Origin of the sequence: Geobacter sulfurreducens PCA (genome assembly GCF_000007985.2) — a bacterium.
GTDB lineage: Bacteria > Desulfobacterota > Desulfuromonadia > Geobacterales > Geobacteraceae > Geobacter > Geobacter sulfurreducens.
The window spans coordinates 3,342,888-3,363,727 of sequence record NC_002939.5 but is presented as its reverse complement, the minus strand read 5'-3'; the positions used below and the strand labels follow the sequence as shown (position 1 = coordinate 3,363,727).

General features: G+C 61.5%; 21 protein-coding genes. All 21 read left to right on the top strand.

All coding sequences use genetic code 11. The features are described from left to right. The first annotated feature begins 96 nt into the window (after positions 1–96). The 21 genes from GS_RS15360 (at position 97) to fliD (ending at position 20,836) form a co-directional block, all read left to right on the top strand. Positions 97–978, top strand: a complete 882-nt coding sequence (locus GS_RS15360; protein ID WP_010943684.1) for a radical SAM protein — start codon at positions 97–99, stop codon at positions 976–978. Between the two features lie 363 nt (positions 979–1,341). Continuing rightward, complete coding sequence (locus GS_RS15355; protein WP_010943683.1) at positions 1,342–2,178, top strand: sulfide/dihydroorotate dehydrogenase-like FAD/NAD-binding protein; 837 nt, start codon at positions 1,342–1,344, stop codon at positions 2,176–2,178. Further along, entirely contained in the window at positions 2,175–3,587 is a 1,413-nt protein-coding gene (gene gltA, locus GS_RS15350) for an NADPH-dependent glutamate synthase (RefSeq protein WP_010943682.1), read from the top strand. Before GS_RS15355 ends, gltA begins: the two co-directional genes overlap by 4 nt. A gap of 398 nt (positions 3,588–3,985) precedes the next feature. Further along, positions 3,986–6,076 carry a flagellar biosynthesis protein FlhA gene (gene flhA / locus GS_RS15345; protein ID WP_010943681.1) on the top strand — a complete coding sequence of 697 codons (2,091 nt, stop codon included), beginning with the start codon at positions 3,986–3,988 and terminating at the stop codon, positions 6,074–6,076. After that, entirely contained in the window at positions 6,066–7,421 is a 1,356-nt protein-coding gene (gene flhF, locus GS_RS15340; RefSeq protein ID WP_010943680.1) for a flagellar biosynthesis protein FlhF, read from the top strand. The genes flhA and flhF overlap by 11 nt, the downstream gene beginning before the upstream one ends. Beyond that, positions 7,418–8,347 (top strand): MinD/ParA family protein, encoded by a 930-nt coding sequence (locus GS_RS15335; RefSeq protein ID WP_010943679.1) that lies wholly within the window; start codon positions 7,418–7,420, stop codon positions 8,345–8,347. The genes flhF and GS_RS15335 overlap by 4 nt, the downstream gene beginning before the upstream one ends. Then, complete coding sequence (locus tag GS_RS15330; RefSeq protein ID WP_010943678.1) at positions 8,344–9,096, top strand: FliA/WhiG family RNA polymerase sigma factor; 753 nt, start codon at positions 8,344–8,346, stop codon at positions 9,094–9,096. Before GS_RS15335 ends, GS_RS15330 begins: the two co-directional genes overlap by 4 nt. 26 nt (positions 9,097–9,122) lie before the next feature. Continuing rightward, complete coding sequence (gene flgF, locus GS_RS15325; protein ID WP_010943677.1) at positions 9,123–9,851, top strand: flagellar basal-body rod protein FlgF; 729 nt, start codon at positions 9,123–9,125, stop codon at positions 9,849–9,851. Positions 9,852–9,949: 98 nt separating this feature from the next. Next, on the top strand, positions 9,950–10,738 hold the full coding sequence (flgG, locus tag GS_RS15320) for a flagellar basal-body rod protein FlgG (RefSeq protein WP_010943676.1): 789 nt from the start codon (positions 9,950–9,952) through the stop codon (positions 10,736–10,738). A 7-nt stretch (positions 10,739–10,745) separates the two neighbouring features. Beyond that, positions 10,746–11,492 (top strand): flagellar basal body P-ring formation chaperone FlgA, encoded by a 747-nt coding sequence (gene flgA / locus GS_RS15315; protein ID WP_010943675.1) that lies wholly within the window; start codon positions 10,746–10,748, stop codon positions 11,490–11,492. A gap of 99 nt (positions 11,493–11,591) precedes the next feature. Continuing rightward, a complete protein-coding gene (locus GS_RS15310; protein ID WP_010943674.1) occupies positions 11,592–12,272 on the top strand; it encodes a flagellar basal body L-ring protein FlgH in 681 nt (226 codons plus the stop codon). A 146-nt stretch (positions 12,273–12,418) separates the two neighbouring features. Next, on the top strand, positions 12,419–13,525 hold the full coding sequence (locus GS_RS15305; RefSeq protein ID WP_010943673.1) for a flagellar basal body P-ring protein FlgI: 1,107 nt from the start codon (positions 12,419–12,421) through the stop codon (positions 13,523–13,525). Between the two features lie 142 nt (positions 13,526–13,667). Then, complete coding sequence (locus GS_RS15300; protein ID WP_010943672.1) at positions 13,668–14,048, top strand: rod-binding protein; 381 nt, start codon at positions 13,668–13,670, stop codon at positions 14,046–14,048. Positions 14,049–14,050: 2 nt separating this feature from the next. Beyond that, on the top strand, positions 14,051–14,338 hold the full coding sequence (gene flgM, locus GS_RS15295; RefSeq protein WP_010943671.1) for a flagellar biosynthesis anti-sigma factor FlgM: 288 nt from the start codon (positions 14,051–14,053) through the stop codon (positions 14,336–14,338). A gap of 18 nt (positions 14,339–14,356) precedes the next feature. After that, a complete protein-coding gene (locus GS_RS15290; RefSeq protein ID WP_010943670.1) occupies positions 14,357–14,848 on the top strand; it encodes a flagellar protein FlgN in 492 nt (163 codons plus the stop codon). Position 14,849: 1 nt separating this feature from the next. Then, positions 14,850–16,283: a flagellar hook-associated protein FlgK gene (gene flgK, locus GS_RS15285; RefSeq protein WP_010943669.1), complete on the top strand. Its 1,434-nt coding sequence runs from the start codon at positions 14,850–14,852 to the stop codon at positions 16,281–16,283. Positions 16,284–16,292: 9 nt separating this feature from the next. Then, on the top strand, positions 16,293–17,189 hold the full coding sequence (gene flgL / locus GS_RS15280; protein ID WP_010943668.1) for a flagellar hook-associated protein FlgL: 897 nt from the start codon (positions 16,293–16,295) through the stop codon (positions 17,187–17,189). A gap of 23 nt (positions 17,190–17,212) precedes the next feature. After that, positions 17,213–17,452 (top strand): carbon storage regulator CsrA, encoded by a 240-nt coding sequence (csrA, locus tag GS_RS15275; RefSeq protein ID WP_010943667.1) that lies wholly within the window; start codon positions 17,213–17,215, stop codon positions 17,450–17,452. A 4-nt stretch (positions 17,453–17,456) separates the two neighbouring features. Continuing rightward, positions 17,457–17,936 (top strand): flagellar assembly protein FliW, encoded by a 480-nt coding sequence (locus GS_RS15270; RefSeq protein ID WP_010943666.1) that lies wholly within the window; start codon positions 17,457–17,459, stop codon positions 17,934–17,936. A 290-nt stretch (positions 17,937–18,226) separates the two neighbouring features. Further along, positions 18,227–19,057: a flagellin gene (locus GS_RS15265; RefSeq protein ID WP_010943665.1), complete on the top strand. Its 831-nt coding sequence runs from the start codon at positions 18,227–18,229 to the stop codon at positions 19,055–19,057. A gap of 369 nt (positions 19,058–19,426) precedes the next feature. Continuing rightward, positions 19,427–20,836: a flagellar filament capping protein FliD gene (fliD, locus tag GS_RS15260; protein WP_010943664.1), complete on the top strand. Its 1,410-nt coding sequence runs from the start codon at positions 19,427–19,429 to the stop codon at positions 20,834–20,836. Positions 20,837–20,840 lie beyond the last annotated feature (4 nt).

Genomic DNA, 20,840 nt, shown 5'->3' with positions numbered 1-20,840 from the left:
GTAGAGGATCAAGAGTGTGCTGTCAAGCTTTGAATGGATGGGAGGATCGCCTGGTGCGGGACTATCGGCCGGCGTTCGGGGGGTGAGGAAGTGACCATGCCCACCTACATCGAACCCGTGTTCCGTCCGCCGAGCGAGGCGCGCAGTCTCATCTTTCAGATAACCATCGGCTGTTCCCAGAACCACTGCGTCTTCTGCGGCATGTACAAGATGAAGCGGTTCCGCCTGAAGCCCGAAGCCGAAGTCATGGCTGAGATCGACGGCATTCCGGCACGCTATCGCCCTGCTGTGGACCGGGTATTCCTTGCCGACGGCGATGCCCTTGTCTATCCCTTCGACGGGCTTGCCGCCATCCTCGACCGGCTGGCTGCGGTGTTCCCTAACCTCACGCGGGTGGGTTCCTATGCATCGCCCCGGAGCCTGACCACCAAGAACGTCGAGGAACTCAGGCACCTGCGGGAGAAAAAGCTCCGCATCCTCTATTTCGGGCTGGAATCGGGGGACGACGCGACGCTGGCCGCGGTCAACAAGGGATTTACGGCGGAAGAGATGGTCCGGGAAGCGTGCAAGGCCCGGGAGGCTGGCATGAAGCTCTCGGTGACTGCCATCCTGGGACTGGCCGGTCGCAGTCGCAGTCTTGAGCACGCCCGGGCCACGGCGGAATGGGTCAACCGGGTCAGTCCGGAGTATTTTTCCCTCCTCACCCTCTTCCACCGTCACAACGACGAATTCATCCGCACCCTCGACCAGTGCACAAGACGGGAGCTCTTGCACGAAGCGCGGGAGCTCCTTGCCCATCTGGCTCCGGCCAGGACGATTCTTCGCTCCAACCATGTCTCCAATTTCCTGGAACTGGCCGGCAGCTACCCCAAGGACCGGGAACGGCTCATTGCCGAGGTGGATACCGCTCTGGCACGGCTCGGCAGAATGCCCGGCTTCCTCGACGAGGTTCCCGCCTACGGGGAAGAATACTACTGAGGCGGAGTCCTGTTCCTTCCGCGGGCCTGGTCGCGGGCGGACAGGCGGCGCCGTGCCGGAGCTTTCGCATTGTAGCATGCCGATATTATTGGCAGTATTCTGTTCTGAAGTGTATGGCTGTATACGGTCTTGTCCCTGCTCTCCCCATTTGCTACCATTCTGCCCATAGCACGGCGGCTGCCCCGGAGTGTCACGCAACGGCATGATACGTCGCGGCTGCCGGACGTCTGCCGTATTCCCGCCAGCTTCGGCCGCACTCCGCTTCCCTCCGTTACAACGACGTAACCCCTGCGCCCCACGAGTCCATGAAGGCTCCGGCCGCCGCGAGATACCGGCGTTCATTTCTCCAGGAAAGGTGAGCGTATGTTCGATGTCATCAGCAACGAAGTCCTTGCCCCGAATCTCCACCAGTTGGTGGTCCGGGCACCCCGGATCGCATCGTCCCGCCTGCCGGGCCAGTTTGTCATAGTCAGGGCCGAGGCTGGCGAGGAACGGATTCCTCTTACCATCGGCGATGCCGATGCAGCGGCAGGGACCATTACTCTCTTTGTCCAGGCCATCGGGGCCTCCACCCAGCGCATCGTTGCCGTGCCCGCCGGAGGCCGGCTCCGCGATGTGGCCGGTCCTCTGGGCCTGCCGACCCACATCAGGAACTGGGGGCGCGTCGCCTGCATCGGCGGAGGGGTCGGAACGGCGGTTCTCTTTCCGCTGGCAAAGGCTCTGGCCGAAGCAGGCAATGAGGTGACTACCATCATCGGAGGCAGATCGGCCCGGTACATCATCCTCGCGGATGAACTGGGCGCCCTGTCCCGGGAACTTCTGGTAACGACCGAGGACGGAAGTCTGGGCGTTCAGGGATTCGTGACCCAACCTCTGGAGGGGCTCGTGGCCGATCCGGCGCGACGGCCCGGTGCGGTCTTTGCCGTGGGGCCTGTGCCGATGATGAGGGCGGTTGCCGAATTGACCCGTCCCCACGGCATCGAAACGGTGGTGAGCCTCAACCCGATCATGATCGACGGTACCGGCATGTGCGGCGGGTGCCGGGTTCTGGTGGGAGGCGAAGCAAAGTTCGCCTGTGTGGATGGTCCGGAATTCGACGGCCATCTGGTGGATTTCGACAACCTGGCCGATCGGCTGGCAACCTATCGCGAGTCCGAGGCCAGTCACGTCTGCCGGGTCGCCGGAAAGGAGGTCGCATGAGCACGGGTATGACCACCAGAGAGCGATTGGCCATTGACCGGGTCCACATGGTCGAACTCGATGCCGACAGCCGCAGCCGAAATTTTGACGAAGTGAACCGGGGCCTCACCCCGGAGGAGGCCGTGCGCGAGGCCCAGCGCTGCATTCGCTGCACGAACCGCCAGTGCGTGGCAGGCTGTCCCGTGGGGGTGTCGATCCCGGAATTTATCACGGCCCTGGCCGACGGCAACCTCAGGGAGGCTGCCCGGATCCTGACCAGGGACAATGCGTTGCCTGCCGTGTGTGGCCGGGTCTGTCCCCAGGAAACCCAATGCGAGGCCAGGTGCGTGCGTGGGATCAAGGGAGAGCCCGTGGCCATCGGGTATCTGGAGCGTTTTGTGGCGGACTGGGCCACGGCCAATGTCGCCGAGCTCGGTGACGAGCCGCTGCCGCCGCCAACAGGCAGGCGGGTGGCAGTGGTCGGCTGTGGTCCGGCCGGATTGACTGCCGCCGGGGAGTTGGCCCGCAAGGGACATGGCGTGACTATCTTCGAGGCGCTCCACGACACGGGCGGGGTGCTTCGCTACGGCATTCCGGAGTTCCGCCTGCCCAAAACCATTATCGATGCCGAGGTGGCGCGGCTTCTTGCACTGGGGGTGACGGTTGAGTGCAATGTCATCATCGGCAAGACGCTGACCCTCGCCCAGCTGCGGGAAGAATTCGACGCGGTATTCATCGCCAATGGCGCCGGCCTGCCGGTGATGCTCTCCATCCCGGGCGAGAATCTCAAGGGGGTCTATTCCGCCAACGAATACCTGACCCGGGTTAACCTCATGGGGGCCGGCCGCGACCCCGGCTCCACCACTCCCATCATTGCCGGTAAGCGCGTGGCCGTCATCGGCGGGGGCAACACCGCCATGGACTGCGTCCGAACCGCTCGCCGTCTGGGCGCCGAGCGGGCCATGATCATCTACCGCAGGAGCGAGGAGCAGATGCCGGCCCGGGTGGAGGAGATCAAGCACGCCAAGGAGGAAGGGGTCGAGTTCGTAATGCTGACAGCCCCCATCGCCATCGGGGGCGACAAGGACGGGTGGGTGGCCACCCTGCGCTGCCTGCGAATGGAGCTGGGCGCGCCCGATTCGTCGGGACGCCGATCACCGGTGCCGGTGGAAGGTTCCGCATACGACATTGCCGTGGATGTGGTGGTGAATGCCGTCGGTACCCGGGCCAATCCGCTCCTGACCGCCACGGCGCCGGAACTTAAACTGAACCGGTGGGGCAACATCGCCACCGATGACAACGGTGCCACGAGCGTTGCCGGCGTCTATGCCGGTGGCGACATCGTGCGAGGGGGCGCCACGGTAATCCTTGCCATGGGCGATGGGAAGCAGGCGGCTGCCGCGATCCACGACTGGCTGAACAGGCGGTGAGCTGATGACGGACTGTCCGTGTCCGTAACCGTGCGGGCGCCAAGCGCGTAACAGTGCGCTGCGGACAAAAAAAAGCCGCTCCTCCAGAGGGGGCGGCTTTTTTTTGTCCCTCTGGCACAATTCGGGTGCGGCAGGGATAATTCGTTTAATTTCAATAGGGTAAGTGGTGTGCAGTCAAAACATTGACGGGCAGATTTCAAAAACCTGTCGATGTGAATGACTATAATTCATATCGGTCAACTCTCAATATTCTTTAGCCCTTTCCATAAAAAAAGATTTTCCGCCCACCACGTTTCATCCAATGTTACCTGCTCGTTTCTACTTTAGTTAGCTGGCACAACGGTTGCACATAGAGTGGTGCGCACGAAAAGCGCTTGATTTTACGAGAGGAATTTCTCATGGCCAACACGGCGGTGGACGCAGTCGATCTCCAGCCTGCAAAAAGCAATTCGGATATCTATATGGCTGTGGCGCTGATCGGCGTCCTGGCCCTAATGATCATCCCGTTGCCGGCGTTTCTGCTGGACCTGTTCCTGGCCGCCAACATAACCATTGCGCTGGCAATTCTGCTGGTGGCCCTCTACACCCAGCAGCCTCTGGATTTCTCGGTATTCCCGTCGGTACTGCTGGTTACAACGCTTTTCCGGCTGGCGCTGAACGTGGCCGGCACCCGGCTCATTCTCCTCCACGGCAACGAAGGAGTCGATGCCGCCGGGCACGTGATCAAGGCCTTCGGCCAGTTCGTGGTCGGCGGCAACTATGTGGTCGGCGCGGTCATCTTCCTGATTCTGGTCATCATCAACTTCGTGGTCATCACCAAGGGTGCCGGCAGGGTGGCCGAGGTGGCGGCCCGCTTCACCCTCGATGCAATGCCCGGCAAGCAGATGGCCATCGATGCGGATCTCTCCTCGGGGCTCATCAACGAGAAAGAGGCCCGGCGCCGCCGGTCGCGGGTGTCACGCGAAGCCGATTTCTACGGCTCCATGGACGGTGCCAGCAAGTTCGTGCGTGGCGATGCGGTCGCCGGCATCCTGATCATGCTGGTCAACATCATTGGCGGGTTCATTATCGGGGTCTGGCAGAACGGCATGCCCCTGGAGGCCGCCCTCTCGAACTACACGCTGCTGACCATCGGCGAGGGGCTCGTGGCCCAGATCCCGGCACTCATCATCTCCACTGCCGCCGGTATTATCGTAACGCGCTCGGCCGACGAGAAGAACTTCGGCCACGAGATTTCGGGCCAGTTCCTCAACTATCCCAAGGCATTCTATGTCTCCTCGGGGGTTCTCTTCGCCTTCGGCCTCATCCCGGGGCTTCCCCATGTGGCCTTCTTCCTCCTGTCCGGAGCGGCCTACATGGCGGGCAGGCTGGCCAAGGAGAGAGCCCAGGTGGTGGAGGACGACCTCATGACGCTGCCGGCACCGGCGGAGACCGGGGAGTCCGGCGACCAGGCCGGCGCCATCCGCCCTCTGGACATGCTGGAGCTGGAGGTCGGGTACGGTCTCGTCCCCATGGTGGATGCGGCCCAGGAAGGCGAGCTTCTGGAGCGGATTCGCTCGATTCGTCGCCAGTATGCCCAGAAGATGGGATTCGTGGTGCCTCCGGTCCACATCCACGACAACCTGCAACTCAAGCCCCACGAGTACAACATCCTCATCAAGGGTGCCAAGGTCGGCGGCGGCGAGATGATCGGCCAGTACCTGGCCATGGATTCGGGCGCCGTTTCCATGCCGGTCGAGGGCGTCCGGACCACGGAGCCGGTATTCGGGCTCCCCGCAATCTGGATCAGACCCGAACTGAAGGAACAGGCACAGCTGGCGGGCTACACCGTGGTGGACAGCACCACCATCATCGCCACGCACATCAGCGAGATCATCCGCAAGCATTCCCACGAAATGGTGGGACGCCAGGAGCTCCAGCAGCTGCTGGACAACCTTTCCTCCTCCTTCCCCAAGGTTGTGGAAGACCTGGTGCCGAACCTCCTGAACTTGGGAACCGTGCTGCGTGTCGTCAGGAACCTGCTGCGGGAAGGGGTTTCCATCCGCGATCTGCGGACCGTGCTGGAGACCCTGGCCGACTACGGCGGGCTTACCAAGGACCCGGACACCCTGACCGAGTTCGTCCGCCAGGGACTGGGCCGCTCCATCGTGGAGCAATACAAGCGGGACGACGACACCCTGTGTCTCATCAGCCTCGACCGCCGGGTCGAGGAGGTCGTGGCCGAGGCGATCCAACCGTCGGATCAGGGGAGCTACCTGGCCATCGAACCCAATACGGCCCAGCTGATCCTCTCCGGGATTCGGCAGGAGATGGAAAAATTCAACCAGATCGGAACCCAGCCGGTACTGCTGGCTTCGCCGTCCATCCGGCGGCATGTCAAAAAGCTCACCGAGCGGTTCGTGCCCAATCTGGTCGTTCTGTCGCACAACGAGGTGCCGTCAGGCATAAAAATCCAATCGTTAGGGGTGGTGACGCTCAATGCTGGTTAAGACTTTCGAAGCGGTGGATATGTCCGAAGCCCTCCGGATGGTGAAGGCCGAACTGGGGCCCGACGCCATGATCATTTCTTCCAAGAAGGAGCGGAAGAAAGGTTTCCTCGGCTTCTTCAGCAAGCCCGTGATCAAGGTGACGGCGGCCCTTGAGGTGAAGCCGCGCCAGCCGGCGCCCAATCCCTACCGGGAAGCCCAGGAGCAGCACCTCTCGGCCAAGGAGATGCTGGAGAACTCCATGCTTGCCCCCCTGGCCCGCGAGCTGAAAGACCTGCGCCTGAAGGTGGAGCAGATGACGCGCCAGGAGGCGGAGGCCAAGGCCAAGGCCGCCGAGGCGCAAAGTCGCGAGGAAAGTGCCGCAGCCGCAGAGGCTCCGGCTGCCCGTGAGTTCAATCCGCGCTCCATCCCCAAGCAGGACCTGGAAGAGATGAAGAAGATCCTCTTCAAGACCCTGGCCGCAAAGGAAGCGGGGGCGGAGCAGTCCGCCGAGAAAGCAGATGCAGATCCGGCGCCGGCCAAGGCACCTCAGACCGAAACCGAAAAGGCATCTGGCGGCATCAAGGCGGCGCTCCGGGTGGTGGTGACCGAACTCCATCGCAAGGGGCTCGAGCGGGGCGCCATCAGGGCCGTCATGGACCACCTGAAGCCGGAGGCCCGCAAGGGGGGGACCGTGGAGGCGATCCGTTCGTTCCTGCCCCAGGCATTCAAGAGCGCCATCAAGTGCTCCGGCCCCCTGACCGTCAAAAAGAACGGCCCGCGGATCATCGCCCTGGTGGGACCGACAGGGGTCGGCAAGACGACCACCATTGCCAAGCTGGCCGCCCACTATGCCCTGCGCGAAGGGCACCGGGCCGCCCTGATCACCATCGACAACTTCCGGGTGGGTGCCGTGGAGCAGTTGAAGACCTACTCGCGCATCATGGGCGTGCCGGTGGAGGTGGCTGCCACCGCGGCTGAGTTGGAGGCGGCAATCGAGCTCCACTCCGACAAGGAGCTGATCCTGATCGATACGGCCGGCCGCAGCCACAAGGACAGCGAGAAGATCGAAGAGCTCAAGGGGTTCCTGGAATCGCGCTTCGCCATTGAGATTCATCTCTGTCTGGCAGCCACCACCAGGGACCGTGAGGTGCTGGAAATAGTGGAGCGGTTCGGTGTACTGTCGGTTTCCCGCGTGATCTTCACCAAGCTGGACGAGAGCGAGAGCTACGGCAGTATCGTTAACGCGCATCTGCGGACCAAATTCCCGCTTTCCTACTTCACCACCGGGCAACGGGTGCCCGAAGATCTTGAAATTGCAACTCCCGGCAGGCTTGCCGGGCTGGTTTTGGGGGAGAGTAAGCAATGAACCTCGCGGCGACAACGGGTGACCAGGCTGACAGCCTCCGTCAGCTTGCCACTTCCGTGAAAAAACAGCGCAAGGCAACGAAGCCCTCTGCCGGCGAAGGCCAGAACCAGAAGGGGGTTCGAGTCATCTCCGTGACCAGCGGCAAGGGCGGAGTCGGCAAGAGCAACGTGGTGGTGAACCTGGCTCTGGCCTTGGCCCGGCGCGGCAAAAAGGTCCTGGTCATCGACGCCGACTTGGGGCTCGGCAACATCGACGTGCTGATCGGCATTGCCCCCGATCATACCCTGAACGATGTCTTCTCCGGCAAGAAGCGCCTTGACGAGATCATAACCGAGGGGCCCGGCGGCATCCGCGTCATCCCGGCCGGCTCCGGGCTGCCCGACTTCACGTCCCTGGGGCTCCAGGAACGGGTGAAGATCATGGATGAACTGGACGCCTTGGAAGAGGATTTCGACATTCTCGTCATTGATACCGAGGCCGGCATATCGGACAACGTCACCTACTTCAACAGCGCCTCTCAGGAAATCGTGGTGGTGGTTACCCCCGAGCCGACCTCCATAACCGACGTCTATGCCCTGATCAAGCTTCTGGCGACACGCCATTCGGAACGCTACTTCAAGGTTCTGGTCAACATGGCCCGGGATACGGACGACGCCCTGCAGGTGTTTGCCAAACTGTCGAACGTGACGAGCCGGTTTCTTGACATCTCTCTCGATTACCTTGGATGCGTGGTGCGCGACGATGCCGTGCTTGAAGCGGTGAAGAGCCAGAAGCCGGTGCTGGAGCTCTGCCCCGATTCGGCTGCGGCCGGCTGCTTCACCACGCTGGCGCGGCGCATCCTTGAAAACAGCGGCGAGCGGCGCGTGAAGGGGAACGTTCAGTTCTTCTTCCGGCGCTTCCTCGGCGCACCGGTGGAGAACCTATGAATTGCATGCTGAAGGCATACGAGCAGGAGGCCCAACGGTCGGTGGCCCAGACCCGCGACGAACTCATCGTGAACCATCTGCCACTGGTCAAATTCCTGGTCGGGCGGATTGCCTCCCAGCTTCCCCCGCATCTGGACCAGGAAGACCTCATGAGCGCGGCGATCATTGGTCTGATCACCGCTGCGGAGCGCTTTGACCCGACCCGGGGCGTACAGTTCAAGACTTTTGCCGAGCAGCGGATCCGGGGAACCATTATCGATGAACTCCGTTCCCAGGACTGGCTGACCCGGTCTCTGCGGGACAAGTTCAAGAAACTGGAGAAGGAATTCGTGCTCCTGGAGCACCAGTTGGGGCGCAATCCCACCAGCGAAGAGGTGGCCACCGCCCTCAAGATGAGTGTGGACGAGTATTACCAGATGCTGGAGGAGATTCATCTCCTCTCCTTCGTCAGTCTGGATGAGTCCTGGGAGGACGACGACGGCAGCCCCTTCGGGCTCCTGGATATCCTGGCCGACACCTCCATCGAGAACCCCCAGAGCCAGCTCATGGCGCGCCAGATGCTCGATTCGCTCACCGAGTCCATTGAGTCGCTTCCCGAAAAGGAACGGTTGGTCATTACCCTCTACTACTACGAGGAACTGAACCTGAAGGAAATCGGCGCCGTGCTGGAACTGTCGGAGTCGCGCATCTCCCAGCTTCACAGCCAGGCCATCGTGCGGCTGCGGGCCAAGATGAAGAACATGAGGTAGGGGCGGCGCCCCGTGGAGGATACTCTATGAACAGCGGCATCTATTCGGCACTTTCCGGCAATATCGCAGCCATGAAGCGGCTCGACGTCCTTTCCAACAACCTGGCCAACGTGAACACCCCCGGCTTCAAGAAGGACCGGATGACCTTCGAAAGCCTCCTCCAGGCCGCCGGCAAGGTTCCCCAGGCCGGCACAACCGACGCTCCGGTCTACTCCGAAACCGCATTTTTCACCGACCATTCCCGTGGCTCGGTCTCCCAGACCGGCAATACGTTCGATCTGGCCATCGACGGCGACGGTTTCTTCGTGGTCAACACTCCTGAAGGGAAGGCATACACCCGGCAGGGGAACTTCAAGCTCGACGCAACGGGCAAGCTGGTGACCGCAGATGGTTACGAGGTTTCGGGCGGCGGTCCCATCGTCATCAACGGGAGTCGGGTGGAGATCAACGCCAGGGGGGAAATCCTGGTGGACGGCAGTCCGGTGGGAACTCTGGAGGTGGTTGATTTCCCCAAGCCCTACGCCCTCCAGAAGAACGGCAACGCCCTCTTCGTGCCCACCGATCCCCAGGCCGTGCCGCAGCCCGTACAGGGCGAGCCGGTGCGCCAGGGCTACCTGGAGCTGTCGAACGTGAGTGCCATCCAGGAGATGGTCCAACTGATCGAGACCCAGCGTTTCTTTGAAATGTGCTCGAAGGCGGTCAAAGCCTACGACGATATGGCCGGCAAGGCTGCCAACGAAGTCGGCAAAATCTAGGGATCCGGGACCTGTAATCCCGAGGGCGGATCGCGTCCGCCCAAGGCGCGCGCAATGCGCCCCTACAGAGTGCACAGGAACCATACAAGGAGAAAAACATGATCAGAGCATTGTGGACGGCGGCCTCAGGGATGCAGGCCCAGCAGACGAACATCGACGTCGTCGCCAACAACCTGGCCAACGTCAACACCGCGGGCTTCAAGAAGAGCCGAGCCGATTTCCAGGATCTCATGTACCAGAACCTGAAAACCTCCGGCGCCCCCTCCACGAGCTCGACCCAGGTACCGAGCGGCATCCAGATCGGCCTCGGCGCCAAGCTGGCCGCCGTGACGAAGCTGTTCAGCGAGGGGAACATCAATCAGACCGGCAATGAGCTCGATATCGCCATCGAAGGGGACGGCTTCTTCCAGATCCAGATGCCCGACGGCACCACGACCTACTCCCGCGCCGGATCCTTCAAGCGCGACGACCAGGGCAGGGTGGTCACTTCCGACGGCTATCCCATGCTCCCCGAGCTGGTGGTGCCCAGTAACGCCACCTCCATCAGCGTTGGCAACGACGGCACCGTGTCGGTCACGCAGGCGGGCCAGACGTCGCCCACCAATATCGGCAACATTCAGCTGGCCACCTTCTCCAATCCGTCGGGGCTCACCGCCCTCGGGCGCAATCTCTTCCAGGAGTCGGATTCCTCGGGCACTCCCACCACCGGCACCCCGGGGCAGAACGGGATCGGCACGCTGGCCCAGGGGTTCCTGGAGATGAGCAACGTGAGCGTCATGGAAGAGATGGTGAACATGATCGTGGGGCAGCGGGCCTATGAAGTCAACTCCAAGGCGGTCCAGGCAGCCGACGAGATGCTCCAGCAGGCCAACAATCTGCGGCGGTAAGTGAACCGTGAACGGTAAACAGCTGGCAAAGGGATGGTCGGTGATGCGCGCCGCGGCGATGGCCCTCATCGCCTGCATGATGTGCATCGGGGTCGCGTTCGCGACCACCGGGACCCAGGTGGTCAAGGAAGCCGGGATTCGGGCCGTGGTTGCCGAGTACGTGCGGGAGCGGACCGCCGGACTGGGGGTCGAGACGGAGATCCGTAAGATGGCTCCCATTGGTGATCTGAAATTGCCGGCGGGGACGGTATCCTACGAGGTTCAGGCGCCCCGCTCCTGGGAAGGGTGGGGCCGGGCCAACCTGGCCCTGATCGTCCGGGTCGACGACCGGGTGCAGCGGAACATCCCCGTGACCGTCGACGTGGAAGCTCTGGCTGATGCGGTGGTTGCCGCCCATCCTCTGGCACGGGGAGACATTATCACCAGCGACGATGTGACAGTGCAGAAGCGGGATATCTCTTCGGTAAACGGCAGGGTGTACCGGAGCATCGACGAGGTGGTGGGCAAGCGCGTCAAGAATGCGGTTCGGGCCAATACCCCCCTGAGCGGCGCAAGCATTGAAAAGGTGCCCCTGGTGAAAAGCGGCCAACTGGTGACCATCATCGCCGAAAGTCCCGCCCTGCGCCTCACAGCCACCGGCAAGGCTCGGGGCAACGGCGCCGAGGGAGACATTATCAAGGTCCAGAATATGGGGTCCTTGAAGGAGATCCCCGCGCGGGTGATCGATGTGGGCACCGTGCAGGTGGATTTCTAGGGGGAAACGAGCCTTTTTCGCCTTGACGGCGTCAGGTTGAGGGTTTGCTTGTCAGGACGAAAAATCTCGTTTTCTGACAGGGAGTGAGGAGATACGTCAGTGAAACGATTGGCCATGTCAATAATCTGTCTCGCCCTGGCCGGCTGCGCCGTGGAGAAGACCGAGGTGCGGACACCGACCTTTGACGAACAGCTCCGGCCGGCCCCGCCCAGCTATGCCAACGGCTCCATCTGGCAGGCGTCAACCACCGGCCTTGCCGTCGATCACAAAGCACGCAGCCGGGGCGACATCATCACCGTCCTGATCGTCGAGCAGGCGAGCGCCAGCAAAGAGGCCACCACCGACACCGAGCGCAAGGCCGAGGTGTCGGCCAGCGTCCCCTATCTCATGGGGCTGGAAAAGAGCTCAACCCTTTTCAGCAAGCTGACCAACGCCAATCCCAACAACCTGCTCGGGGCCAGCACCAACTCCAAGTACGAAGGGAGTGGCGCCACCACCCGCAAGGAAAACCTGCTGGCAACCATGACGGCCAAGATTACCGATGTCCTTCCCAACGGCAACTTCCTGATCGAAGGCCGGCGTAACGTGAAGGTTAACAACGAAGACCAGATCCTGGTGCTCCAGGGGACCATCCGCCCCCGGGACGTATCTCCGGACAACACCATCAGCTCGACCATGATCGCCGACGCGCGGATTTCCTACACCGGCAACGGCGTCATCAGCGACCGGCAGCGGCCGGGGTGGCTCATGAATATCCTGGATTATATCTGGCCCTTCTAGTGGAGGGAAACGCGCCTTTTCCGCAATCTCGGCGTTGGGCGTCGGAATTTCCTTGTGCGGCGTACCCCGGTACGCCTCCGCGGAATTCCTAGCCCGCCTTGACCTTGCAAAAAAATCGCGTTTCCGGAACCGAAGGTGGTTTGAAAATGGATAAACCCATGAAACGAATTTTTGTAGTCTTAGTCATTCTTCTGGTGCTTCCCCAGTTGGCCCTGGCGATCAGGATCAAGGATATCGCCAGTTTTGACGGGGTACGGGACAACCAGCTCATCGGCTACGGCCTCATCGTGGGCCTGAACGGTACGGGCGACAGCGACCAGACCAAGTTTCCGGTCCAGTCCCTGGCCAACGTGCTGGAGCGGATGGGCATCACCGTGAACCGCGACGATATCAAGGTGAAGAACGTGGCCGCGGTCATGGTGACCGCCGAGCTTCCCCCCTTCTCCAAGCAGGGGACCAGAGTGGACGTGCTCGTCTCATCCCTGGGAGACGCCAAGAGCCTTGCCGGCGGCACGCTGCTCATGACCCCTCTCAAGGGAGCCGACGGCCAGGTCTATGCCGTGGCCCAGGGAGGTCTGCTCACCAACTCTTTCTCCTACGGCGGCCAGGCGGCAACGGCCCAGAAAAATCACCCCACGGCCGGCCGGATTCCCAACGGAGCGCTGGTGGAGCGGGAGCTGCCCAACGTCCTGGCGGATCGGTCGCAACTGCGGCTCAACCTGCACCAGCCGGATTTCACCACGGCCACGCGCATCGCCCGGGCGGTCAACGAACAGTTCAAGGCCGGCGTAGCCAGCTGCAATGATCCCGGTTCGGTCGTGATCTCCCTCCCCGACGCCTATCAAGGACGGGTGGTTGAGTTTGTCGCCGATATGGAGCGCCTCGAGGTTCGCCCCGATAATCCGGCGAAGGTGGTCCTGAACGAACGGACCGGCACCATCGTCATCGGCGAGAACGTCCGCATCGACACCGTTGCGGTCTCCCATGGCAACCTGACTCTCCTGATCAAGGAAACGCCGAGGGTTTCCCAACCCCAGCCTCTGAGCCGCACGGGCGAGACCGTCGTAGTGCCTCGCACCGGCATCAAGGTTTCCGAGGAGAGCGGCGGATTGGCCGTGTTGCGCGAAGGTGCCAGCATCGGTGACGTGGTGCGCGCCCTCAATGCCCTGGGGGTGACGCCGCGGGACCTGATCGGCATTCTCCAGGCAATCAAGGCTGCCGGGGCCATGCAGGCAGAACTGTCGGTCATCTGACACCTGTCCTTGACTATACAGTATTTGCTGCACGAGAGGGCGCCCGCGGGTGCCCTCTCGTGCAGTTTGGCACATAACATGCTGTCCTCAGAACAGGGCCGGTAAGGCTAAAGTTTTTCAGAAGTTGGCCGATAGGTGAATCATGCGTACAAGTATGCCGACCGAAACTCTCATGTCAGACGCCGAAACGGCACGCGTCCAGCAACTGGCTTCCCGGGCCGGGAAGGCCGAGCAGGAACGGATGGCGGCAAAAAAGGTGGCCCGGGAGTTCGAGGCCGTATTCATCGGAATGATGCTCAAGTCCATGCGCGACACCGTGGCCAAGGATGACCTCACCGGCGGCGGCAGGGGTGAAGAGATATTCCGCTCCATGCTCGACCAGGAGTATGCCACGGCCTGTGCGGCGTCGGGCGGGCTCGGGCTGGCCCCCCTCATCGAGCAGCAGCTCCTGCCCCACGAAACGCAACCCTCCGTAGTGCCGGCGGCGAAGCCGGACGCGGATAAAAAGACCGGTGCCCGATAGCCATGCTGATTGATAACGATATCGTATCCCTTTCCAGCGTGGGGGCGCTTCCCGTTGCACCGCCGAAGGCGGACGCGGGGCAAGCAGCAGCGGCCGGAACGACGCCGGTAGCGGAGCGGGTAGAGCTCTCCATCGGCAAGTCGGCCATTGACAGCCTGAAGGATGCGGCCGGCAACGGCGAGTCATTCCGTGCCGAGCGGGTAGCGGAGGTCAGGCAGCAGATGATCGAAGGGGCGTACCGGGTCGACGCCCGCTCGGTGGCGATGCGCATGATAGGAACGAACGTTTAGCGAGAGGAGAAGCAGGGGATGGACAAAGGACTGTCACGGCTTGTTGAGCTTCTGAACGCCCGGGGGGCGAGCATGGAGGAAATGGTCAGGCTGCTGGAAGAGGAACGCGCGAGCATCGTGGCGCTCCAGGCCGAGCGCCTCCAGGCCGCGGTCGAGCAGAAGGTGCAGGTGGCGGCTCGCATGGAAGCACTGGACGGCGACTGCCGTCGGGTCATCGCCGACGAGGCCCGGGTCAGGGGCTTGGGCGAGGCAACCCTGTCACCCCTCCTGGCCGGAAACCCCTCGCCAGAGAAGACAGAGCTTGCCGGCCTCCAGACCAAGCTCTCGACCCTTGCCCAGGAGATAAAGGGAATGATTGCCGATAACCGGCGGCTGCTCGAAACTTCCATGGTTACGGTGGGTCGGTCCCTGGCATTTTTCCAGAGCCGGTTGACGGTTGCCGAGACGTATGGCAATTCCGGCTCCATGGTGGAACGTTCCTCCGGCGGCATCCTCCGGAAGGAGATCTGACATGAGTATCCTGAGCCTCCTCGACATAGCCAAATCGGGCATCACCGCGCAGCGTCTCGCTCTTGAGGTCACCAGCGAGAATATCACCAACGTGAACACGCCCGGCTATTCAAAGCAGACCACCGTCTTCACCACCGCCACCGTTTCACAGGAGCGAGGGTTCCCCCTCGGCAACGGGGTAAGGGTCGCGGAAATCCAGCGGGCCTATGACGATTTCCTCCAGATGCAGCTCAAGTCCGAAAACACCACCAAGGGGTGGAGCGACACGGTGCTTGCCTCCATGACGCGGGCCGAGCAGCTCTTCAACGAGTTTACCACCGATGGCCTGGGCAAGTCGCTGCAGGATTTTTTCAGTGCCTGGCAGGATCTGACCGCCAACCCCCAAGGCCAGCCCGAGCGGCAGGCGATCCTGGCGCGGGGACAGCAGCTTGCGGACCAGTTCAAGCGGGTCAACAGCTACCTCAATGACATCAGGACCGAGGCAAACCAGTCCCTGGAGGGGGTTACCGCCGACGTCAACGACAAGCTGCGGAAGATTGCCTCCCTCAACGAGCAGATCAAGCAGATCGAGGTTCAGGGCGCCCGGGCCAATGAGCTGCGCGATCAGCGCGATCTGGCCGTGCGCCAGCTCGCCGAAAAGGTCGGCATCACGTACATGGAGCAGACCGACGGCACCCTTAACGTGAGCCTCTCCCTCGGCCAGCCGCTGGTTCTGGGTAAGGATGCGGCAGTCCTTTCGCTGCAGCCCGATGCGGCCAATTCGGGCTTTTACAGGATCTACTCCACCGCCCCAGGCGGCAAGACTGCCGTGGACATCAGCTCCATCGTGGGAGGGCCGGGGAACGGCCAGGGTGAAATGGGGGGGACGCTCCAGGTCCGTGATTCTCTGGTGAACGGCTTTCTGGCCGACCTCGACGAGTTGGCCTATACGCTGGCAACCGAGGTGAACGCAGTGCACTCCAGCGGCTTCGGCCTCACCGGCTCCACTGGCCTCGACTTCTTCTCCACGCCGGCGACCATGGCGGGATACAGCGGGCTGGGCGGGATATCCGTCGCCATCTCCAATAGCAACGACATTGCCGCCGCCAATGCCGACCCCTCAGTGGGGGGGACCGGCAACAACACCAATGCCAAGGATATCGCCTCCCTGTTCGACAAGATCCTGCCCCTGTCGGGCGGAAATATGACCCTCGGCGGTTTCTACAACTCCCTGGTGGGGAAGGTGGGCGTATCGGTCCAGAATGCAGAGCGGAGCGCAACGCTGTCCGAGGGCGTTCTGAAGCAGTTGGACAATCTGCGTGAATCCCAATCGGGGGTCTCTCTGGATGAGGAGCTGGCAAACCTCATCAAGTATCAGAAGGCCTTTGAGGGGGCCGCGAAACTCATCAATACGGGAACCGAGATGATGGATGTCATCCTCGGGCTCGTTCGATAGGAAGGTGCCATGAGAGTTACTCAAAACACCACGGCAAACCTGGTTCTCAACAGCCTTCAGACGATCAGGCGGAGGACCGAAGAGCTGGAGCAGCAGGCTGCCACTGGCGTGAAGATCAACGCGCCGGGGGACGATCCGGTCACCGCCCAGCAGATTCTCCACATGAAATCGCTCATGGCGGCAGGGGACCAGTATTCGCGCAATATCTCCAACGGCATTTCCTGGCTCTCCATGACCGAGGCAGCCATGGACGAGATGGGGAACGTGCTCACCCGGGCCAAGGAGCTGACGGTACAGATGGCCAACGCCACCAGCGACGCCAAGGCCCGGGAGTCGGGCATGAACGAGATCGTCCAGCTCCGCAATCAGCTCATTCAGCTCGGCAACACCCAGCTCAACGGTCGCTACGTGTTCGGAGGATTCAAGAACGACACCCCTCCCTTCGATTCAACGGGCGCTTTCAACGGCACCGATGACAGCATTACCATCGAGATCGACCGGGGGGCCTTCGTGCCGATCAACTACTCCGGCGGCGAGCTGCTCAGGGGGGGGACTCCGCCGGGCTCCACCGGCACAGACATTATCGGGGTGTTCGACAACCTGATCACCGCTTTGGGTGCCAACGACCAGACCGCCGTCCAGGCGGAACTGCCGAACCTGGAGGATGCCCTTTCCCAGGTCCTGTCTACCCGCACCGATCTCGGTGCCCGCATGAACCGGCTCGAAGGTCAGAAGAACGTCATCGAGGAGATGAAGTTCAGTCTCACAAAAGTCCTCTCCGACAAGCAGGATGTGGACTTCATGCAGGTCATCAGCGACCTGACCAAGCAGCAGACGGCCTTTGAAGCGGCAATCGCGGCATCGGGGAAAATTTCACAGATTTCACTTCTTGACTACCTCTCGTAGGGGGAAGGGCGCCAGGAGGGCGTATGTTAGTACTGACCAGAAAAATGGGAGAAGTAGTCACCATCGGCGATTCCATCAGGATCAAGGTGGTGGAGATGAAAGGAAACCAAGTGCGGCTCGGCATCGAGGCTCCCAACGACATGCGCATCTACCGTGAGGAAATCTATATCAAGGTTCAGCGCGAAAACCAGATTGCCGCTTCGTGGAGCCTGGCGGACCTGGAGAAGGCGGTAACCTGCCTCGGCGCGGACGGGAAGGAGTAATAACGTGAACGTGACCACCACGCGCTTCGGCGAGATAGCAGTTGAAGAGGCGAAAATCATCACCCTCCCCGACGGGATGCTCGGATTCTCCGAGAAACGCTTTGTCCTGCTCACCCCGCAAAACATAACTCCCTTCTGTTGGCTCCAGTCAGTGGAAAACCCGGAACTGGCCTTCGTGGTGGTAGACACCAAGGAGTGTGCGTCGGACTATGCGGTGAAGCTCACCGCCGAGGAGAGCGAAAAGCTCTGCGTGAACGACGGCGATGAGGTAGTGCTGCTGGCGGTCGTGACCATGGCCTCCGATCCCTTCAATATTACGGTCAACCTCCAGGGGCCCATCGCTCTCAACCCGAAGCGGATGCTTGCCAAGCAGATCGTTCTGGAGGGGAGCAGGTATACCACCAAGCATCCCTTCTTTGATCAGGCTGCCAGGAGCAAGGCGCCCGGCAAGAGGAACGCGTCCGGCGAGGTTACGGCGGCGTGATCTGGTAACCAGCTGTAATCTTTGAACTGCCTTCCTGTTGTTCGTGGGAAGGCAGTTTTTTGCGAAAAAAATGAAGACGCAGCGATTTTTTTTCTAAAGCTTTTCCGGCTGCCGCCGATACGTGAACTAAAAGGCGGCGCTTCGCACGCTGACCGAAGATGAAAGCTGAAAGACGGGGCGTGAACGGCAACCGCGTCGGGCCCGGGTGGGCGCCGGCAACGTCAAGGCTTTCGGCTCACACACCCAAGGGGTAAGGAAACCCCGAATCACACTCAAGGAGGAAGTACACCATGGCACTCACAGTCAACACCAACGTCGCATCCATCAACGCCCAGCGGAACCTCAACGTAACTCAGCTCGCACTCGGCAAGTCCCTCGAGCGCCTCTCCTCCGGCTACCGGATCAACCGCGCCGGTGACGACGCCGCCGGTCTGGCCATCTCCGAGAACATGAGAGCCCAAGTCCGCTCCATGAACCAGGCCGTCCGTAACGCCAACGACGGCGTGTCGCTTGTGCAGACCGCTGAAGGCGCGCTGAACGAGGTCAGCAACATCCTGGTCCGGATGAGGGAGCTCGCCACCCAGGCCGCTACCGGTACCGTTTCTTCCGAGCAGCGTGGTTACATCGACTCCGAGTTCCAGGCCCTCAAGGGCGAGATCGACCGGATCGCCAGCTCCAGCGAGTTCAACGGCGCCAAGCTGCTGGACGGCACCTCCGCCACCTACTCGTTCCAGGTCGGTTCCCGCAACACCGGCAATGACGTGATCTCCGTCTCCATCAGCGCCGCCGGCGCCAGCTCCATCGGCGTGGGAACCGCCAGCGTCACCGGCAACAACGGTGCCGCCGCCAAGGCCGCCCTCGACTCCATCGACTCGGCAATCGCGAACGTGTCGAGCATCCGTGGTACCCTGGGTGCGGTCCAGAACCGCCTCCAGTCCACCATCAACAACCTCCAGGTGTCGGTGGAGAACCTCTCCGCCGCCGAATCCCGGATCCGCGACGTTGACGTTGCTTCCGAGACCGCAGCCCTGACCCGTGCCCAGATCCTGACCCAGGCCGGCACCGCCATCCTGGCCCAGGCCAACCAGACCCCGCAGTCGGCCCTTTCGCTCCTGCGTTAATCCGACTGGCAGCTCAGGTCATGCAGAGGGAGGGAGGCTTTGCCTCCCTCCCTCTTTTTGTGCATGAGGCGTACGCTGTCCCGCACCTACTTCTCCCGTAGCATTTCTTGTCGAAAATCTGACTTTTACTGTCCTGCTTCAGTGCAGACTCGGTCGGATTTTTGACTCCTTCCGCCACTCATCACTAAAGTTTTTCCCAGTCAGGTCGATACATATAAACAGGGGCAGCACCCCGGCAGGGTGATGCACCCACGGCAAGGGAGCTGCGTGGCCTGGAAGCGCCATACTCCTTCCCCGGAAGCGTTTTTTTGCCGTACTGTTCAAGGTGGAGCCGGTTTTGCATCTCCGGTTCCCGAGGAGGAAACGCACATGGCAAGTGTATCGTTTGGCGGATTGGCAACGGGACTGGACTCAAATACGCTCATTTCCCAGCTTATGTACCTGGAGCGCGCACCCGAGCGGATCCTGGAGAGCAAGAAGAGCACGATCAGCAGTCAGATCGATGTCTATACTCAGGTCACGAACTTGCTGAATTCGTTCAAGACCCTGGCTGCCGGGATGAATACCGCCACCGGTTTCATGGGCAAGACCACGTCAGTGGGGGACAGTACGGTCGCGACGGCCACATCGTCCAGCATCGCATCGCCGGGCAGCTTTAACCTGACGGTGAACTCCCTGGCAAAGAACGAGCGGCAGGTTGTTGACCAGGGATATGCCTCGGCAGACGCGCTCAATTTCAAGACCGGCACCTTCACCATCAGCGGCGTGGCCACTCCCATCACCATTGCCGAAGGCCAGAATTCCCTTCAGGGGATCGCCTCGGCCATCAATGCTTCCGGTGCGAACGTGACCGCGTCGATCATCAACGACGGTTCGGCGAATCCCTACCGGCTTGTTATCACCGGCAAGGACACGAACAATTACACCCTGAACTTCTCGGGGCTCACCGGCGATCCGGCCAGCGGCTCCGCCTATACCACGCCCACCATCACCAAGTCGGGTCCGACCTACCAGGCGGGAGCGGCTGCCAGTTTCTCCGTAAACGGCATCGCCATTACCAAGACCTCCAACATCGTCACCGACGTAATCCCGGGCGTGACTCTCACCCTGCTCAAGGAGGGGGGGGCAACCACTACGGTGACCGTGGGGAACGACACATCCGGCGTCACCAAGAAGATCAACGACTTTGTCGGCGCCTACAACGCAGCCATGTCGCAGATCAACAAGCAGTCCGAATACAATGCGACCACCAAGAAAGGAGGGGTCCTCTCCGGGGACTCTACCCTCCGCAGCGTGAAGACGCAGCTCCAGAACGTCCTGACCACTCCCGTGGCAGGGATAACCGGCAAATACTCCACCCTGGCCGATATCGGCATTACTACCGACCGGTCCAACGGCACGCTCACCGTTGACGCGACCAAGCTTGCCGATGCACTGGGCAGCAATTTCAACGATGTGGTGGAGCTCTTTACGAAAAACGGCGGCGTCTCCAACCTGGACACGGAAAAATATGGCGTTGCCGAGCAATTCAGGAAGGTCATCGATCGCTTTACCCATGCCTACGAGGGGCCGTCCTCCACTGCCAACGGCATCATTTCGAGTCGGGTGCGGGGGCTCAACGACACCATCAAGAGCATCGACGATCAGATCGATGCCATGGAAGTGAGGATGGAGCGCAAGGAAGAGGCCCTGAAGAAGCAGTTTACCGCCATGGAGACCCTTGTCAGCAGTCTTACAACGCAGGGGAATTCGCTTATAAGTTACCTGTACGGGTCGTAGCGAT

Bases quoted from the DNA above. Each gene is read 5' to 3' on its own strand.
- flhA (WP_010943681.1), top strand. From the start codon at position 3,986: ATGGCCAACACGGCGGTGGACGCAGTCGATCTCCAGCCTGCAAAAAGC.
- GS_RS15265 (WP_010943665.1), top strand. From the start codon at position 18,227: ATGGCACTCACAGTCAACACCAACGTCGCATCCATCAACGCCCAGCGG.
- GS_RS15305 (WP_010943673.1), top strand. From the start codon at position 12,419: ATGGATAAACCCATGAAACGAATTTTTGTAGTCTTAGTCATTCTTCTG.
- flhF (WP_010943680.1), top strand. From the start codon at position 6,066: ATGCTGGTTAAGACTTTCGAAGCGGTGGATATGTCCGAAGCCCTCCGG.
- flgK (WP_010943669.1), top strand. From the start codon at position 14,850: ATGAGTATCCTGAGCCTCCTCGACATAGCCAAATCGGGCATCACCGCG.
- GS_RS15360 (WP_010943684.1), top strand. From the start codon at position 97: ATGCCCACCTACATCGAACCCGTGTTCCGTCCGCCGAGCGAGGCGCGC.
- flgM (WP_010943671.1), top strand. From the start codon at position 14,051: ATGCTGATTGATAACGATATCGTATCCCTTTCCAGCGTGGGGGCGCTT.
- GS_RS15300 (WP_010943672.1), top strand. From the start codon at position 13,668: ATGCGTACAAGTATGCCGACCGAAACTCTCATGTCAGACGCCGAAACG.
- GS_RS15290 (WP_010943670.1), top strand. From the start codon at position 14,357: ATGGACAAAGGACTGTCACGGCTTGTTGAGCTTCTGAACGCCCGGGGG.
- GS_RS15335 (WP_010943679.1), top strand. From the start codon at position 7,418: ATGAACCTCGCGGCGACAACGGGTGACCAGGCTGACAGCCTCCGTCAG.
- flgL (WP_010943668.1), top strand. From the start codon at position 16,293: ATGAGAGTTACTCAAAACACCACGGCAAACCTGGTTCTCAACAGCCTT.
- flgF (WP_010943677.1), top strand. From the start codon at position 9,123: ATGAACAGCGGCATCTATTCGGCACTTTCCGGCAATATCGCAGCCATG.
- fliD (WP_010943664.1), top strand. From the start codon at position 19,427: ATGGCAAGTGTATCGTTTGGCGGATTGGCAACGGGACTGGACTCAAAT.
- csrA (WP_010943667.1), top strand. From the start codon at position 17,213: ATGTTAGTACTGACCAGAAAAATGGGAGAAGTAGTCACCATCGGCGAT.
- gltA (WP_010943682.1), top strand. From the start codon at position 2,175: ATGAGCACGGGTATGACCACCAGAGAGCGATTGGCCATTGACCGGGTC.
- GS_RS15330 (WP_010943678.1), top strand. From the start codon at position 8,344: ATGAATTGCATGCTGAAGGCATACGAGCAGGAGGCCCAACGGTCGGTG.
- flgG (WP_010943676.1), top strand. From the start codon at position 9,950: ATGATCAGAGCATTGTGGACGGCGGCCTCAGGGATGCAGGCCCAGCAG.
- GS_RS15355 (WP_010943683.1), top strand. From the start codon at position 1,342: ATGTTCGATGTCATCAGCAACGAAGTCCTTGCCCCGAATCTCCACCAG.